Source organism: Duganella aquatilis (genome assembly GCF_009674565.1).
GTDB classification, from domain to species: domain Bacteria; phylum Pseudomonadota; class Gammaproteobacteria; order Burkholderiales; family Burkholderiaceae_D; genus Rugamonas; species Rugamonas aquatilis.
In genome coordinates this window covers 105,701-122,511 of record NZ_WKJL01000015.1, presented here as the reverse complement: position 1 = coordinate 122,511, position 16,811 = coordinate 105,701, and the positions used below count along the sequence as shown (strand labels likewise).

The window sequence follows — 16,811 nt, the reverse complement described above, 5'->3', positions numbered from 1 at the left end:
GTAACTGGCTGCGGCGCGGGCCACTGGCTTGTGCGTTGTGGCCGGTGTCGCTGATGTTCCGTCTGCTAAGCGGCCTGCGCGCGGCCCTGTTCCGCGCCGGCGTGCTGAAGTCGTCGCGGCTGCCGGTGCCGGTGGTGGTGGTGGGGAATATCTACATCGGCGGCACCGGCAAGACGCCGCTGACGATCTGGCTGGTGCAGGCGCTGCAGGCGGCCGGCATGCGGCCGGGCGTGATTTCGCGCGGCTTCGGCAGCGACGCCGATGGCGCGCGCGAAGTGACCGCCGCCTCGACGCCGGCGCAGGTGGGCGACGAGCCGCTGCTGATCAGGCAGCGCACCGGCGCACCGGTGATGGTGGGGCGCGACCGCGCCGCCACCGGCCGCGCGCTGCTGGCCGCGCATCCTGATGTGAATATCCTGCTGACCGACGACGGCCTGCAGCACTACAAGCTGCAACGCGACGTGGAAATCATCCTGTTCGACGGCCGCGGCGCCGGCAACGGCTGGCTGCTGCCGGCCGGCCCGCTGCGCGAGCCGGTCAGCCGCCGCCGCGACTTCACCGTCATCAACACGCCGCAGCTGGGCGCGGAGCTGGCCGCTGCGGTTGGCGCCCGCACGCCGCCGGTGCAGATGACGTTGGCCGGCGATCTCGCCGAGCAGTTGCGCGACCGGACGCAGCGCAAAACATTGGCCGAACTGGCTGCCCAGCCGGATCTGCGCATTGCCGCCGCCGCCGGCATCGGCAACCCCGCGCGCTTCTTCGGCATGCTGAAAACCGCCGGCCTGCGCATCCAGGAACTGCCTCTGCCCGACCATCACGACTTCCAGGACCGCCCATTCGCCGCCCTGGACGCCGACCTAATCTTGATGACGGAGAAGGATGCAGTAAAATGTGCGCAAATTGAAGAACTCAGAGACGACCCGCGACTATGGGTCGTCCCGGTAACAGCGCGCATCGACCGCGCGCTGGCCGACCAAATTGTGGAGAAATGTCGTGGACGCTCGATTGCTTGATATCCTGGTATGCCCGGTCTGCAAAGGCCCTCTGGAGTACGATAAAAAGGCGCAGGAGATGATTTGCAAAGGCGACCGCCTGGCCTATCCTATCCGCGACGGCATCCCCATCATGTGGGCCGACGAAGCGCGCACCCTGCAGGACAAGGCGGAATAAGCAGTGTCCTTCATCGTCATCATCCCGGCACGCCTGGCCTCGACCCGGCTGCCGAACAAGCCGCTGGCCGACCTCGGCGGCAAGCCGATGGTGGTGCGCGTGGCCGAACGCGCGCAGCAGTCCGGCGCGTCCCGCATCATCGTCGCCACCGACCATGAAGACATCCGTGCCGCCTGCGCACAGCATGGCGTGGAAGTGTGCATGACGCGCGCCGACCATCCGTCCGGCACCGACCGCATCGCCGAAGTGGCGCGCACGCTGAACCTGGCGGCCGACGCCGTCATCGTCAACCTGCAAGGCGACGAACCGCTGATCGACCCGGCGCTGCTGCAGGCGGCCGCCGCGCTGATCGACGCCGACGTCACCATGGCCACCTGCGCCCATCCGCTGCACGACGCCGCCGACGCCTTCAACCCGAACGTGGTCAAGGTGGTGCTGGACAAGTCCGGCCGCGCCTTGTACTTCTCGCGCGCCACCATCCCGTGGCACCGCGACGCCTTCGCGCAGACCAGGGAGGCGCTGCCCGCCGCTTATGTACCGCTCCGTCACATCGGACTGTACGCCTACCGCAACGACTTTCTGCAAGCCTACCCGGCGCTGGAAGTGTCGCCGCTGGAATCGATCGAGGCGCTGGAGCAGCTGCGCGTGCTGTGGCACGGCCATCCGATCGCCGTTCACGTCACCGATTCGGCCCCGGCCGCCGGTGTCGACACGCCGGAAGACCTGGAGCGCGTACGCCAGTTCTATTGATTTATATCAAAACAACGTCAGTCGCCCGTCAGCAAGTGCTGATATAACGGTTGTAACTGTGCGATATTCATACGGTATATCAGGCTTAAATTGGCGTTCAAACTATGTTTTGTGGTAAGTTTCGTACGATCCGCTACTTACTAACCCATACCCATATCTGATTTTTAGGAATTTTTCATGCGTCTTATTCTTTTAGGAGCACCAGGTGCCGGCAAAGGCACTCAGGCTAACTTCATCAAAGAAAAATATAACATCCCGCAAATCTCCACTGGCGACATGCTGCGCGCAGCCATCAAGGCGGGTTCGGAGTTGGGCCTGGCCGCCAAGAAGGTCATGGATGCGGGTGGTTTGGTATCGGATGACATCATCATCGGCCTGGTCAAGGACCGCCTGACGCAGCCGGATTGCGCCCACGGCTACCTGTTCGACGGCTTCCCGCGCACCATCGCCCAGGCCGACGCCATGAAGGACAGCGGCGTGGCAGTGGACTACGTGCTGGAAATCGCCGTGCCGGACGAATCGATCATCGAGCGTATCGACGGCCGCCGTTGCCATCCAGGCTCGGGCCGCGTCTACCACGTCAAGTTCAACCCGCCGAAGGTTGAAGGCAAGGACGACGTCACCGGCGAAGACCTGGTGCAGCGCGACGACGACAAGGCCGAAGTGGTCAAGAAGCGTCTGGACGTGTATCACAACCAGACCGAAGTGCTGCTGGGTTACTACAACGACTGGGCACAATCGGGCCAGGCAGGCGCGCCGAAATATCGCCGCATCGAGGGCGTCGGCCCCGTTGAGGAAATTCGCGACGCCGCGTTTGCCGCGCTGTCGAAATAAGCGTTAAAGTAGAGCGGACCGATGGTCCGCTTTTTTTTTCGCTGGATGCCATCCCGTTTTTGAAGTTTTGCAGTTCGCACGTGAAGTGTGGTTTGTACGGCTTAATCAACAAAAATAAAAGGGGACAATATGGCAGCCAGCTTATGGATAGCAGTGGCGTGCGGCGTCATTGCCGTGGTGTATGGACTCTGGTCGCGCAGCTGGATCTTGCGACAGGACGCGGGCAACCCCCGCATGCAGGAAATCGCGCTCGCGATTCAACAGGGCGCCGCCGCCTATCTGGCGCGCCAGTACCGCACCATTGCGATCGTCGGCGTGGTGCTCCTCATCCTGATTGGCGTTTTGCTGGACCTGAGCACCGCCATCGGCTTCCTGATCGGCGCGGTGCTGTCGGGCGCGTGCGGCTTCATCGGCATGAACGTCTCGGTGCGCGCCAATGTGCGCACGGCGCAGGCGGCCACGCGCGGCATGAACGAGGCGCTCAACGTCGCCTTCAAGGGCGGCGCCATCACCGGCATGCTGGTGGTGGGACTGGGCCTGCTGGGCGTGGTGCTGTTCTATATGTTCCTGGTGGCCGGCGTCGGGCCGGGCATCGACTTGCACAAGACGATAGAGCCGATGATCGGGCTGGCGTTCGGCGCCTCGCTGATCTCGATTTTCGCGCGGCTCGGCGGCGGCATCTTCACCAAGGGCGCGGATGTCGGCGCGGACCTGGTCGGCAAGGTGGAGGCGGGCATTCCGGAAGACGATCCGCGCAATCCGGCGGTGATCGCCGATAACGTCGGCGACAACGTCGGCGATTGCGCCGGCATGGCGGCCGACCTGTTCGAGACCTATGTGGTGACGCTGATCGCCACCATGCTGCTTGGCGCGCTGCTGATGGGCTCTGCCGGGACCACGGCGGTGGTGTATCCGCTGCTGCTGGGTGCGGTGTCCATCATCGCCTCGATCATCGGCTGCTCGATGGTCAAGGCCAAGCCGGGCAAGAAGATCATGTCGGCGCTGTACACCGGCCTGTGGTGGGCGGCCGGGTTGTCGCTGATCGGTTTCGTGGCCGTGACCTGGCAGCTGTGGCCGGACGACGCCATGCGCGGCAAGATGATCGGCTGCACCGTGGTCGGCATCGTGCTGACCGGGCTGATGGTCTACATCACCGAATACTACACCGGCACCGACTTCCACCCGGTCAAGCACATTGCCGAAGCGTCGACCACCGGCCACGGCACCAACATCATTGCCGGCCTGGGCGTGTCGATGAAGTCGACCGCGTATCCGGTGCTGGCGGTGTGCGCGGCCATCCTGGTCTCGTACCAGCTGGGCCAGCTGTACGGCGTGGCGATCGCCGCGACGTCGATGCTGTCGATGGCCGGCATCGTGGTGGCGCTGGACGCCTATGGTCCGATCACCGACAACGCCGGCGGCATCGCCGAAATGTCCGGCATGCCGGACTCGGTGCGCGCGATTACCGATCCGCTGGATGCGGTGGGCAACACCACCAAGGCGGTCACCAAGGGCTACGCGATTGGTTCGGCCGGCCTGGCGGCGCTGGTGCTGTTTGCCGATTACACGCACGCGCTGGCCTCGGCCGGGCGCAGCATCACCTTCGACCTGTCGGACCCGATGGTGATCGTCGGCCTGATCATCGGCGGCCTGATTCCCTATCTGTTCGGCGCCATGGCGATGGAAGCGGTGGGGCGCGCGGCCGGCGCCGTGGTGGTGGAGGTGCGGCGCCAGTTCCGCGACATCAAGGGCATCATGGAAGGCACGGCCAAGCCGGAGTACGACAAGGCGGTCGACATGCTGACCGCGTCGGCCATCAAGGAAATGATCGTGCCGTCGCTGTTGCCGGTGGTGGTGCCTATCCTGGTCGGCATGCTGCTGGGTTCGGCGGCGCTGGGCGGCATGCTGATGGGCACCATTGTCACCGGGCTGTTCGTGGCGATTTCGATGACCACCGGCGGCGGCGCCTGGGACAACGCCAAGAAATACATCGAGGATGGCCATTTCGGCGGCAAGGGTTCGGACGCGCACAAGGCGGCCGTCACCGGCGACACGGTCGGCGATCCGTACAAGGACACGGCCGGGCCGGCGGTGAATCCGCTGATCAAGATCATCAACATCGTGGCGCTGCTGCTGGTGCCGCTGTTGCCGGCGGCCGGCTGGCTGGCGGTATCGGTGCACTAAGGTTACGAATTGTTTCCGTGTCTTCCTTCCAATCGTGCGTCTGCTAATAATATAGACAAGGAGGGAAGACCATGAATATCGCCAAGCCAGCCGCGTTGACCGTTGTGTTCCTGTTCGGCATGCTGGTGTGTGAATACGCATGGGCCGACCAGGCCACGGACGACTACGCCAAATTGCCGGTCTGCACGCTCAGTGCCGACGGCACCAAGCTGGCCGTCGAGCCTTGCCGCACGGCGCCGGCGCAACGGCCGATGCCGCGCCGTCCGGTGCCGCAGATCATCGACCGCATGCCGCAGCAAAAGCGCGTGACGTCGGTGAAGATGCCGTCCATGACGCCAACCCTGCCGAGTCCGCCGCGCGCGCCGGTCCCGGTCACCAATTGCGATGCCGGCGGCTGCTATGGCGTCAATGGCGTGCGCTATAACAACGCCGGCAGCGGCGTGGTCGGGCCGTCCGGCAAGGTCTGCACCCGCGCCGGCGCTACGATTCAATGCTAGGTTGGCACAGGATCGGAAAGTTGACCGAGTTGGCGATGTAGCATTTCTCATGCGCCGCATGGTGCAGGCTGGCCGCCAGTTCCGGGTTGCCGGCCGCAATCGTCACGCGCGGGCGCAGCACGATGCGCTCGAAGCGGCCGCCGCTGGCGTCTTCCTTCATCGTGCCTTCCGCTTCGTCCACATACGCCGTCACCACGATGCCCGCCTCGGCACAGAGGTGTAAATACCACAGTTTGTGGCAGGCCGAGGCCGACGCCACCAGCAGATCTTCCGGGTTCCAGCGTGCCGCATCGCCGCGAAAGGCCGGGTCCGAGGAGCCGGGAATCGCCGGCTTGCCGTCGGCGCTGATGGTGTGGTTGCGGTCGTAATCCCTGTAGCCGGAGGTGCCGCTGCCGCGGTTGCCGGTCCACTCCACATCGACCTGGTAATGATGGATGCCTGCCGTCATGCTTGCTCCTTAAATATTTCCAAAAAGTAATTTGAATTGTTTTTGAGATATTTGATGATTTTTATTTTACTTCTGTTAGAATAGCTGCAATGCAATCAATTGTGGCGTTTTGCAACGAAAACGCCTCCCCAGTTCGACGGTGTCATGTCGAGCTGTCGTCGGCCTGGAACTCGCCGGCAGTTACCCACACTACCTGTCATCTACTGGAGCTCGCTTCTATGCGCATCACTTCTATCCTGTTGTCCCTGCTTGCTGTTGCCGCCATGAGCGCAGGCAATGCTAATGCTGCTTCGACCAATCTGGTCAAGAATGGCGATTTCACCCAGGTCACTAACGGCAACAACAACCAGGTTGGTCACGTCGCAGGCGTCACTGGCGAAACCCTGTTGAGCGACTGGACCAGCTACGACGGCAACAACGGCGGCTACAACTTCGTGTTGAACGGCGGCCAGGTTACCAGTGCGGCATCGGCCATCTCGCTGCAAAGCTTCACTTCGCAGACCAACGGCGGCAACTTCTTCGCCTCCGACCCGCTGTATCACGCAGGCGTGCTGTCGCAGTCCATCAGCGGCCTGACCGTTGGCGGCACGTACACGCTGACCTTCGATTACGCGCTGGGCCAGCAAAGCGGCTTCACCGGTGCCAACACCGATTACTGGCAAGTCCTGTTTGGCGGCACCGCCAAGGCGCATGATCTTGAAGTCGGCGTGCTGCCGGCCAATACCGTCTCGAAAAACAGCGCCGCACTGAGCATCGCCACCGGCGGCTTCAGCGGCTGGCAGACCTCCACCATGACCTTCACCGCGGCAGAAGCGACCCAGGTGCTGTCGTTCTTCGCCCAAGGTTCGGCTGGTGCGCCACCGTTCCTGCTGCTGGACAATGTGTCGCTGACCGCTGCCGTGCCTGAGCCATCGACCTGGGGCATGATGCTGGGCGGCATGGGCCTGGTCGGCTTCATGGCGCGCCGCCGTCGCGCCGCCAAGCGCGCCTGATCCAGTCGCCACCGGCGCATCCTGACGGGTGCGCCGCATCCCCTCCATGTCTCTCTCCCTGCACGAATTCGCGATCGCCGTCCTGCGCCTGAGCCTGTGGCTGGTGGTGCTGACCGTTATTTTCGTGCCGCTCGAACGCTGGTTCGGCGCGCAACACGCACCGCGCTCACGCCGCGAACTATTCCATGATCTGGCCTACTACGTCATCAGCAGCCTGATGCCTATCCTCGTGCTCAGCGTGGTGACGGCGGTGCTGGCGGTGGCAGCCCGGCATCTGGTGCCCGATGCGCTGATCTCGGCGTTGCAAATGCTGCCGGGATGGGCGCGGCTGGCGCTGGCCTTTGTGATTGCCGAAATCGGCTTCTACTGGGGACACCGTCTGAGCCACGAATTGCCGTGGCTGTGGCGCTTCCACGCGCTGCACCATAGCACGGAGCACATGAACTTCCTCGCCAATACCCGTACCCATCCGGTGGACATGGTCGTCACGCGGCTGTTCGGCCTGATTCCCTTGTATCTGCTGGGGCTGGCCAGTCCGAGCGTGGTGGGCAGCGGAGCGCCAGCACTGCTGCTGGTGCTGGGCACGCTGTGGGGGTTCTTCATTCATGCCAATCTGCGTTGGCGTCTGGGGCCGCTGGAATGGCTGGTGGTAACGCCGGCCTTCCATCACTGGCATCACAGCCGTTACGACCACATCAACCGCAACTACGCGTCCACGCTGGCGTTTCTTGATCGGCTGTTTGGCAGCCATTACCTGCCGGCTCAGTGGCCGGTCGAGTATGGCACCGATACCCCGCAAGCCGACAGTTTGACGGGGCAACTGCTCGATCCGCTGCTTCCGGTCAAAAAATAACGCCTGCAGGCACCCCTGACGAAAGGGTCTGACCCCAGGGGCAGGGATAGGGGCTGCGCCCCGCCGGCCCATGGGCCGGCCCTTGGCCGCCGCGGTGTGCGGGTCTCAGGGGGGGGGGGCCATCCGCCGCCAAGTCAAAAGCAACAGCCGAACCCCGTCAATACGCTACAATGCTTACGTTTACGTAAACGTCAATAACATTGGAGACAAGCATGCAGATTCAGGACAGCGTATTCATCATCACCGGCGGTGCTTCGGGCCTGGGTGCGGCCACGGCGCGGATGGTGGTCGAGCAGGGCGGCAAGGTCGTGCTGGCGGACGTGCAGGCCGAGGCTGGCGCTGCGCTGGCGGCCGAGCTGAAAGGCGTGTTCGTCAAATGCGACGTCACCTCGGAAGCCGACGGCCAGGCCGTTGTCGCCGCCGCACTGGCGCAAGGCACGCTGCGCGGCATCGTCAACTGCGCCGGCGTCGCGCCGGCCGCCAAGACCGTCGGCAAGGACGGCCCGCATGCGCTGGACCTGTTCCAGCGCGTGGTGATGATCAATCTGGTCGGCACCTTCAACATGGCGCGCCTGGCGGCGGACGCCATGAGCAGGAACGCGGCGCTGGACACCGGCGAGCGCGGCGTCATCATCAACACCGCCTCGGTGGCCGCGTTCGACGGCCAGATCGGCCAGGCCGCCTATGCCTCGTCGAAAGCCGCCGTCGCCGGCCTGACGCTGCCGATGGCGCGCGACCTGTCGCGCAACGGCATCCGCGTGATGACCATCGCCCCCGGCATCTTCGAGACGCCGATGTTGATGGGCATGCCGCAGGAAGTGCAGGACGCGCTGGGCGCCATGGTGCCGTTCCCGCCGCGCCTCGGCAAGCCGCGCGAATATGCGCTGCTGGCGAAGGCCATCATCGAAAACCCGATGCTGAACGGCGAAACCATCCGCCTGGACGGCGCGATCCGCATGCAGCCTAAGTAATAGCACGTAAAACGATCTAAACGATTTCGTGTAGGATGCAAAGTGATAGTGCGCGCGGCGCAGGCCGCGCGCTTTCATTTTTGGAGAGTCCATGAATCGCATGAAGATCCTGGCGCTGAGCGTCGCACTGATCGGCGCACTGCAGGCGCCAGCCCACGCCCAGCGTGCCAAGACCGGCGCCACGCCCGACGCCGCGCCGGAAATCGCCACCGGCTACGCCGACAAGGTCGGCAAGTCCTCGCAAAAATTCATGGTGGCCGCCGCCAATCCGCTGGCCACGCAGGCCGGCTATCAGGTGCTGAAGCAGGGCGGCGCCGCGATCGACGCCGCCATCGCCGTGCAGATGGTGCTGACGCTGGTGGAGCCGCAATCGTCCGGCATCGGCGGCGGCTCTTTCCTGGTCTACTCGGACGGCAAACGCGTGCAATCCTACGATGGCCGCGAAACCGCGCCCGCCGCCGCGGACGAACATCTGTTCCAGGACAAGGACGGCAAGCCGCTGTCGCGCGAAGCCGGCATCGTCGGCGGCCGCTCGGTCGGCGCGCCGGGCGTGCTGCGCATGCTGGAGCTGGCGCACAAGCAGCACGGCAGGCTGCCGTGGAAGGTGCTGTTCCAGCCGGCGATCCAGCTGGCGGAAAACGGCTTTGCCGTCAGCCCGCGCCTGAACGCGCTGATCTCGCACGACAAATTCCTGGCCCGCGATCCGGTGGCGCGCGACTACTTCTTCGACGCCGACGGCAAGCCGCGCGCGGTCGGCTACATCCTGAAGAACCCCGAACTGGCGCGCACGCTGCGCGAAATCGCCGACGGCGGCGCCGATGCGTTCTACAAGGGCCGCATCGCCAATGACATCGCCGCCAAGGTGGCGGCGCATCCGACCAATCCGGGCAAGCTGACCGCCGCCGATATCGCCGGCTACCAGGCCAAGGAACGCGCGCCGATCTGCAGCGACTATAAAAAATGGACCGTCTGCGGCGCGCCGCCGCCATCGTCCGGCGGCATCGCCATCGCACAGATGCTGGGCATCCTCGAATACAGGGACATCAGCCCGTACAAGCCGGTCAATGGTCAGTTGACGGCGGAAGGCATTCACCTGTTCGCCGAAGCAGGCCGCCTGGCGTTCGCCGACCGCAATCGCTACGTCGCCGACACCGACTTCATTCCGCTGCCCGGCAAAGGCGTGAGCGCCATGCTGGACAAGGGCTACCTGAAACAGCGCGCAGCGCTGATCGGCGAGCAGTCGATGGGCACCGCGCCGTATGGCACGCCGGCCACCATGCAAGTCGCCTGGGGCACCGACAATGCGATCCAGACGCCGTCCACCTCGCACTTCGTGGCGGTGGATAAATTTGGCGCCGGCATGTCGATGACAACCTCGGTGGAAGACGCCTTCGGCGCGCGCCAGATGGTGGACGGCTTCATGCTGAACAACCAGCTGACCGATTTCTCCTTCGATTCGCAGGATGCGGACGGCCCGATCGCCAACCGCGTGCAGGCCGGCAAGCGCCCGCGCAGCGCGATGTCGCCGACCCTGGTGTTCGACAAGGGCACGCACAAGCTGGTGCTGGCCACCGGTTCGCCGGGCGGCTCGGCCATCATCAACTACGTGGCCAAGGTGCTGGTCGGCACGCTGGACTGGGACCTGAATGTGCAGCAGGCCATCAGCCTGCCCAACATCGGCAGCCGCAATGGTCCGACCGAACTGGAAGCGGGGCGCGTCAGCCGCGAGGTCGTCGCACAACTGAAGGCGCGCGGCCACGACATCCGCGAATATGACCAGAACTCCGGTTTGCAAGGCATCCAGCGCCGCACCGTCAACGGCAAGCAGGAGTGGTTCGGCGGCGCCGACCCGCGCCGCGAAGGCGTGGTGCTGGGCGACTGATCTTGCCGTGTGCGGCTATGAAAACCGCGTAGACCCTGCTAATCTTGCAAGATGGGACTACAAAAGAAAACAGGCTTGATCCTGACCGGCGGCGGCGCGCGGGCGGCCTACCAGGTTGGCGTGCTGCAGGCGATTTCCGAGATTTTATGGGAGGAGGGCTGGCCCCCGGCCCGGAATCCGTTTGACATCATCTGCGGCACCTCGGCCGGCGCGATCAACGCCACGGCGCTGGCCTGCCGCGCCGACAATTTCGGCGAAGGCGTGCAAAAGCTGCTCGACGTCTGGCAGAACATCGAGGTCGAACAGGTCTACCGCGCCGACTCGCTGGGCGTGATCCGCTCCGGCGCGCGCTGGCTGTCGCTGCTGTCGTTCGGCTGGCTGCTGCGCAAATGGCGCGCCGCGCCGCCCGCGTCCCTGCTGGACAATACGCCGCTGGTCGGCCTGCTGCACCGCATGCTGGACCTGCCGCGCCTGGACGCGGTGCTGTCCGAAGGCCTGCTGCACGCGCTGGCCGTCACCGCTTCGTCCTACACCGCCGGCAACCACCTGACGTTCTACCAGACCGCCGCCGATATCGCGCCGTGGATACGCATGCAGCGCGTGGCGCTGCAGGACCAGATCGGCGTCGAGCACTTGCTGGCGTCGTCGGCGATTCCGTTCATCTTCCCGGCCACGCCGCTGTACATGGGCGGTCACCGCGAATACTGCGGCGACGGTTCGATGCGCCAGCTGGCGCCGATCTCGCCGGCGATTCACCTCGGCGCCAGCAAGGTGCTGGTGGTGGGCGCCGGACGCCTGACCGAACCGGCGCGCAGCGCCGCCGAAAAGAACGCCGCCCGCTATCCGAGCCTGGCGCAGATTGCCGGCCATGCGCTGTCGTCGATCTTCCTCGACGGCCTGGCGGTCGACATCGAGCGGCTGGAACGCATCAACAAGACGCTGTCGATGCTGCCGCCGGAATACCTGGAACAGACGCCGCTCAAGCCGGTCAAGCTGCTGGTGATCGCGCCGTCGGAACGGCTGGACGACATCGCCACGCGTCACATCGGCAGCCTGCCGGCGCCGATCCGCACCATGTTGTCCGGCATCGGCGCCACCGAGGCGCGCGGCGCGGCGCTGGCTTCCTACCTGCTGTTTGAATCCACCTACACCTGCGAGTTGATACGCCTCGGCCAGCGCGACACCTTCGCGCGCAAGAGCGACGTGCTGGCCTTCTTTGAATCGTGACGCATGCGCTGTTTTAAACGCTTCTGCTATTGGCTGCTGTTGCCGGCCTTGCTGCTGTGGGAAGCCACGGCATGGGCCGGCGCGCCGCCGCGCACCCTGCGTTTCGAGCAGCTCAGCGTGGAACACGGCCTGGCGCAGGAAACCGTGCTGGCCATCGCCCAGGATCGCCAGGGTTTCATGTGGCTCGGCACCCAGGCCGGCCTGACGCGCTTCGACGGCTACCGCACCATCACCTACAAGAGCGCGGTGTCCGATCCGAATAGCCTGGTGGACAACTGGGTGCGCGTGCTGCACCTGGACCGTTCCGGCCAGCTATGGATCGGCACCGACGGCGGCCTGGATCGCTACGACTCGGCCAGCAAGACCTTCACCCACTTCCTGCCGCGCGAGTCGGCGCAGCGCGGCAACGGCAACCGCCACGTGCGGGCGATCGCCGACGATGGCCTGGGCGGCCTGTGGATCGCCAGCGCCGACGGCCTGCATCACTTCGACCCGGCCAGCAAGCGCTTCACCACCTGGCACCACGATCCGGCCGATGCCGGCAGCCTGTCCAACGATCACGTGGCGGCGCTGGCGCGCGACGCGGCCGGCCGCCTGTGGGTCGGCACCGCGTCGGGCCTGGACATGCTGCCGCCGGGCGGCGCCCGGTTCCAGCACTACACCATCGACGCCGGCGGCGACAGCAAATTCAATTCGGTGGTGGCGTTGCAGGTGGATAGCGCGCAGACGCTGTGGGTCGGCACCCAGGGCGGCCTGGAACAATGGCGCCTGCTGGGCAAGGAGCCGCAGCGCCGTCGCCTGGGCGCGCGCGAGGGATTGCAGCCGGGCGTCAGCATCACCGCGCTGTATGAAGACGGCGAGGCCAATCTGTGGGTCGGTTCGCTGGCCGATGGCCTGTTCCGCTGGCTGCCGTCGGAAGAACGGCTGGTGCAGTACCGCCACCAGGTCGGCGATACGCATAGCGTGGCGGACAACCAGGTCTCGGCGCTGTTCCGCGACCGCGTCGGCACCTTCTGGGTCGGCACCTGGAACGATGGCGTCAGCCGGGTCGACATGGGCAGCGGCGGCTTTGCCCGCATCGTGCGCCAGTCGGAGCAGGCCAACCCGCTGTCGGACAACAAGGTGCGCGCGATTGTCCCGGATGGCCACGGCAAGCTGTGGCTGGGCAGCAGCGGCGGCCTGAATCTGTACGATCCGGTCACCGGCGAAAGCAAGGTATGGCGCCACGATCCCAAGCAGGCCAACAGCATCAGCGATGACCAGGTCACTTCGCTGTGGCGCGAGAAGAACGGCAATCTGTGGCTCGGCGGCCCGGCCGGTGTCAATCATCTGAACCTGGCCACCGGCGCGATCCGCGCGCTGTCCTTCGTGCGCGGCGATCCGGCCAGCGACACCATCCGCAACATCGTGCAGGACCGCAGCGGCATCCTGTGGATCGCCTCGCGCGGCGGCCTGCACCGGCTCGACCCGCAGACCATGGAAGTGCGCACCTTCCGCCACGATCCGTCCGACATCGGCAGCCTGTCCGACAACGTGGTGCGGCCGATCCTGGAAGACCGCAGCGGCCAGCTGTGGGTCGGCACCTTCAATGGCCTCGATCTGCTGGACCGCAAGACCGGCAAGTTCCGCCACTTCCGCCGCGATCCCGCCGACCCGTTCAGCCTCAGTCACGACGAGGTGCACTACCTGTACCAGGACGCACGCGGCACCATCTGGGTCGGCACCGCGGCGGGCCTGAACCGGATGGAGGTGGCGGCGGACGGCAGCGTGAAGTTCCGCCGCTACGTGCGCAAGGACGGCATCGCCGACGACGCCATCGCCTCCATCCTGCCGGACGACGCCGGCAATCTCTGGCTGAGCACCAACAGCGGCCTGTCACGCCTGAATGTGGAAACAGGCCTGGTGCGCAACTACAGCGGCGCCGACGGCACCATCGAGGGCGCCTACTTCGACGGCGCGGCGCTGCGCACGCCGGATGGCACGCTGTACTTCGGCGGCTTCAACGGCATCACCGCGTTCACGCCGGGCGAGGTGCGCGAAAACAGCGTGGCGCCGACGGTGGCGATCACCGATTTCCAGATCTTTAACAAGTCGCTCAAGCCGGGCCAGGGCGAGCATCCAGACGTGCTGAAGACCGCCATCGAACACACCAGCGCATTGACGCTGCTGGAAGCCGATTCCGTGTTCTCGCTGGAGTTCGCGGCGCTGCACTACGCGGCGCCGCAGCGCAACCGCTTCGCCTATCAGCTGCAAGGCTTCGACGAGGACTGGGTGGTCACCGACGCCACCAAGCGTTTCGCCACCTACACCAATCTGGATCCCGGCAAGTACCTGTTCCGCGTGAAGGCGGCCAACAAGGACGGCATCTGGAACGACAACGCCGCCACGCTGGAGATCACCATCCGGCCGCCGTTCTGGAAGACCTGGTGGTTCCGCACGCTGCTGGTGCTGGCGGCGCTGGGTGCGGCCTACGCCGTCTATCACGCGCGCGTGCGCAGCCTGCGCCATCAACAGGCGCGGCTCGAACACCTGGTGGGATCGCGCACGGCGGAAGTGGAACACAAGAACCAGCAGCTGCAACAGCAGAAGCACGAACTGGAACGCCGCCGCCTGGAAGCGGAGGCGCAGCGCGCCGAGGCCGAGCAGCGCCGCATCGACACCGAGCGGCAAAAGGAAGAAGTGGAGCAGGCCCACCGCAACATCTCCGTGCTGAGCGAGCTGGGACGCGAGATGAGCGCCTCGCTGGACATGGAAACCACCATGCAGACGCTGTACCGCCACGTCAACCACCTGATGAACGCGCCGATCTTCGGCATCGGTTTCGTGCGCGAGGAGCTGGGCGTGATCGACTTCCCGTTCGCCATCGAGGGCGGCGTGCGCACCTTGCCGTACCAGCGCCGGCTGGACCAGCCGAACCAGCTGGCGGTGTGGTGCCTGACCCAGCGCAAGCCGATCTTCATCAACGATTTCCAGAAAGAGTACCGCGACTACATGGACGAATCCGGCCTGGCGTCGCTGGCGCCGTGCGTGCGCGAGGACGGCGTGAGTTCGGAGGCGGCACATTCGATGCTGTACGTGCCGCTGATCGTCGGCGACAAGGTGGTCGGCCTGCTCAGCGTGCAGAGCACGGAGCGCAACAGTTACCAGCGCATCCACATGGACATGCTGCAAACGCTGGCGTCGCATGCCGCCGCCGGCCTGGAAAACGCGCGCGCTTACCAGCAGCTGGAGGAAACGCTGCAAACGCTGCGCCACACGCGCGACCAGCTGATGGCGCAGGAACGTCAGGTGCGGCTGCACACCGAGGAGCTGGCGCTGGCCAACCGCGCCTTGCAGGACAACGAGGAACGCCTGCGCTACGCCAAGCAAAAGGCGGAAGACGCCACCCGGCAGAAGTCCGAATTCCTGGCCAATATGAGCCACGAGATGCGCACGCCGCTGGCCGGTGTGATCGGCATGCTGGGCTTCGCGCTGCGCGACACCAACCTGGCGGAGGGCACGCGCGAGCAGATCCTGCGCGGCCAGGCCAATGCGCAGTCTCTGCTGTCCATCATCAACGACCTGCTGGACTTCTCGAAGATCGAGGCGGGCAAGCTGACCATCGAGAACATCGACTTCTCGCTGTCGTCGGCGGTGGAGAATGTGGTCAGCCTGTTCGAGGAACAGGCGGCCGCGCACAGCGTCGGCTTCCGCATGGAGTTCGACGACGGCCTGCCGCAGTTCGTGGTGGGCGATCCGACCCGCTTGCGGCAGGTGCTGGTCAACCTGGTCGGCAACGCCTTCAAGTTCACGCGCCAGGGGATGGTGACGATGCGCGTCGAGCGCGTGCCGGATGACAGCAGCGATGATCTTGGCGACAATCGCATCCGCTTCAGTGTTTCCGACACCGGCATCGGCATCGAGGCCGATGCGATCCCGCGCCTGTTCCAGCAGTTCGAACAGGCCGACGCCTCGACCACGCGCCGCTACGGCGGCACCGGCCTGGGACTGGCGATCTGCCGCCAGCTGGTGGAGCTGATGGGCGGCAGCATCAATGCCGTCAGCACGCCGGGCGAGGGCAGCACTTTCCTGTTCGAACTGCCGCTGCCGAACGGCGTGGCGCCGCCGCTGGTGCCGCAGGTGCCGCGCGAGCCGCACAGCCATCAGCTGAAAGTGCTGTGCGCGGAAGACTTCCCGACCAACCAGATCATCATCCGCATGATGCTGGAAGACCTGGGCCACAAGGTGGACATCGCCGCCAACGGCGCGCTGGCGGTCAAGGCCTGCTCGCTGACGCGCTATGACCTGATACTGATGGACGGCCGCATGCCGGAAATGGACGGCGCCAGCGCCACGCGGCTGATCCGCTCCGGCGGCCCGGAATTCGCGCCGGTGCGCGACCAGGAGCTGATGATCATCGCGCTGACCGCCAACGCCAGCGAGGAAGACCGCAGCCGCTACCTGGCCTCCGGCATGGACGATTTCCTCACCAAGCCGATCGACGAAGACAAGTTGCACTTTCAGTTAAGCCGCGCGATTGAGCGTCAGTTGCAGCGCGGCTTCCAGTTGCCGCGCATGCAGCCGCGCCGCAATCCGGCGACCGGCACGCCGGAACTGGATTCGATGTTCGGCGTGGCGCCGGCCGCGCTGGAAACCTCGCGCCTGACGCAGCACAGCGGCGGCGCCAGCGACCTGAAAGCGCGGCTGCGCAGCGCCTTCCACCAGGATGCGCCGCTGCGGCTGGCGGACCTGGAACAGGCGCTGACGGAACGCGACAGCGAAACCGCCAGCCGTCTGCTGCACGGCATGAAGGGCAGCGCCGGCTACCTGGAAGAACAGGAGCTGCAGGCGCTGTGCGGCGACCTTGAACTGGAGGCGGACCACGGCAACTGGGCGCAGGTGGAATCGGCCATGCCGCACTTGCGCCGCCTGCTGGAAAGGGCCCGCGCGACTAGCACGCTGTAAGGTGCATCTTTCTCTGTCCTGGACGGTTGCAAGAATCGGTGATTGATGTAATATCGTTA

The 16,811-nt window shown here is 65.4% G+C and carries 13 protein-coding genes; 12 read left to right on the top strand and 1 reads right to left on the bottom strand.

Annotation, left to right across the window (positions count from 1 at the left end):
* The first annotated feature begins 35 nt into the window (after positions 1–35).
* The 6 genes from lpxK (at position 36) to GJ698_RS19635 (ending at position 5,435) form a co-directional block, all read left to right on the top strand.
* Complete coding sequence (gene lpxK / locus GJ698_RS19660) at positions 36–1,013, top strand: tetraacyldisaccharide 4'-kinase (RefSeq protein WP_229260081.1); 978 nt, start codon at positions 36–38, stop codon at positions 1,011–1,013.
* Complete coding sequence (locus GJ698_RS19655; RefSeq protein WP_008446346.1) at positions 994–1,170, top strand: Trm112 family protein; 177 nt, start codon at positions 994–996, stop codon at positions 1,168–1,170. The genes lpxK and GJ698_RS19655 overlap by 20 nt, the downstream gene beginning before the upstream one ends.
* Positions 1,171–1,173: 3 nt before the next feature.
* On the top strand, positions 1,174–1,920 hold the full coding sequence (gene kdsB / locus GJ698_RS19650) for a 3-deoxy-manno-octulosonate cytidylyltransferase (protein ID WP_371865386.1): 747 nt from the start codon (positions 1,174–1,176) through the stop codon (positions 1,918–1,920).
* A gap of 177 nt (positions 1,921–2,097) precedes the next feature.
* The gene (gene adk, locus GJ698_RS19645; protein WP_154359553.1) at positions 2,098–2,754 is read left to right on the top strand and encodes an adenylate kinase; all 657 of its coding nucleotides are present in this window, start codon (positions 2,098–2,100) and stop codon (positions 2,752–2,754) included.
* A gap of 129 nt (positions 2,755–2,883) precedes the next feature.
* Positions 2,884–4,938, top strand: a complete 2,055-nt coding sequence (locus tag GJ698_RS19640) for a sodium-translocating pyrophosphatase (protein ID WP_154359552.1) — start codon at positions 2,884–2,886, stop codon at positions 4,936–4,938.
* A 71-nt stretch (positions 4,939–5,009) separates the two neighbouring features.
* Complete coding sequence (locus tag GJ698_RS19635) at positions 5,010–5,435, top strand: hypothetical protein (RefSeq protein WP_154359551.1); 426 nt, start codon at positions 5,010–5,012, stop codon at positions 5,433–5,435.
* Here GJ698_RS19635 and GJ698_RS19630 read toward each other — a convergent pair.
* Complete coding sequence (locus tag GJ698_RS19630; RefSeq protein WP_154359550.1) at positions 5,419–5,883, bottom strand: OsmC family protein; 465 nt, start codon at positions 5,881–5,883, stop codon at positions 5,419–5,421. The two genes, GJ698_RS19635 and GJ698_RS19630, sit on opposite strands and share 17 nt — an antisense overlap.
* A gap of 218 nt (positions 5,884–6,101) precedes the next feature.
* On the opposite strand from GJ698_RS19630, the gene GJ698_RS19625 reads away from it, so the two are divergent.
* The 6 genes from GJ698_RS19625 to GJ698_RS19600 all read left to right on the top strand — a co-directional run bounded on the left by GJ698_RS19625 (position 6,102) and on the right by GJ698_RS19600 (position 16,752).
* Positions 6,102–6,875 carry a PEPxxWA-CTERM sorting domain-containing protein gene (locus GJ698_RS19625; protein ID WP_154359549.1) on the top strand — a complete coding sequence of 258 codons (774 nt, stop codon included), beginning with the start codon at positions 6,102–6,104 and terminating at the stop codon, positions 6,873–6,875.
* Positions 6,876–6,921: 46 nt separating this feature from the next.
* Positions 6,922–7,728 carry a sterol desaturase family protein gene (locus GJ698_RS19620; protein WP_154359548.1) on the top strand — a complete coding sequence of 269 codons (807 nt, stop codon included), beginning with the start codon at positions 6,922–6,924 and terminating at the stop codon, positions 7,726–7,728.
* 212 nt (positions 7,729–7,940) lie between these two features.
* Complete coding sequence (locus tag GJ698_RS19615) at positions 7,941–8,699, top strand: SDR family NAD(P)-dependent oxidoreductase (protein WP_154359547.1); 759 nt, start codon at positions 7,941–7,943, stop codon at positions 8,697–8,699.
* A gap of 91 nt (positions 8,700–8,790) precedes the next feature.
* The gene (gene ggt, locus GJ698_RS19610) at positions 8,791–10,581 is read left to right on the top strand and encodes a gamma-glutamyltransferase (protein ID WP_154359546.1); all 1,791 of its coding nucleotides are present in this window, start codon (positions 8,791–8,793) and stop codon (positions 10,579–10,581) included.
* Between the two features lie 51 nt (positions 10,582–10,632).
* Entirely contained in the window at positions 10,633–11,808 is a 1,176-nt protein-coding gene (locus GJ698_RS19605; RefSeq protein WP_154359545.1) for a patatin-like phospholipase family protein, read from the top strand.
* 3 nt (positions 11,809–11,811) lie between these two features.
* The gene (locus tag GJ698_RS19600) at positions 11,812–16,752 is read left to right on the top strand and encodes a two-component regulator propeller domain-containing protein (RefSeq protein ID WP_154359544.1); all 4,941 of its coding nucleotides are present in this window, start codon (positions 11,812–11,814) and stop codon (positions 16,750–16,752) included.
* The last annotated feature ends 59 nt before the right edge of the window (positions 16,753–16,811 follow it).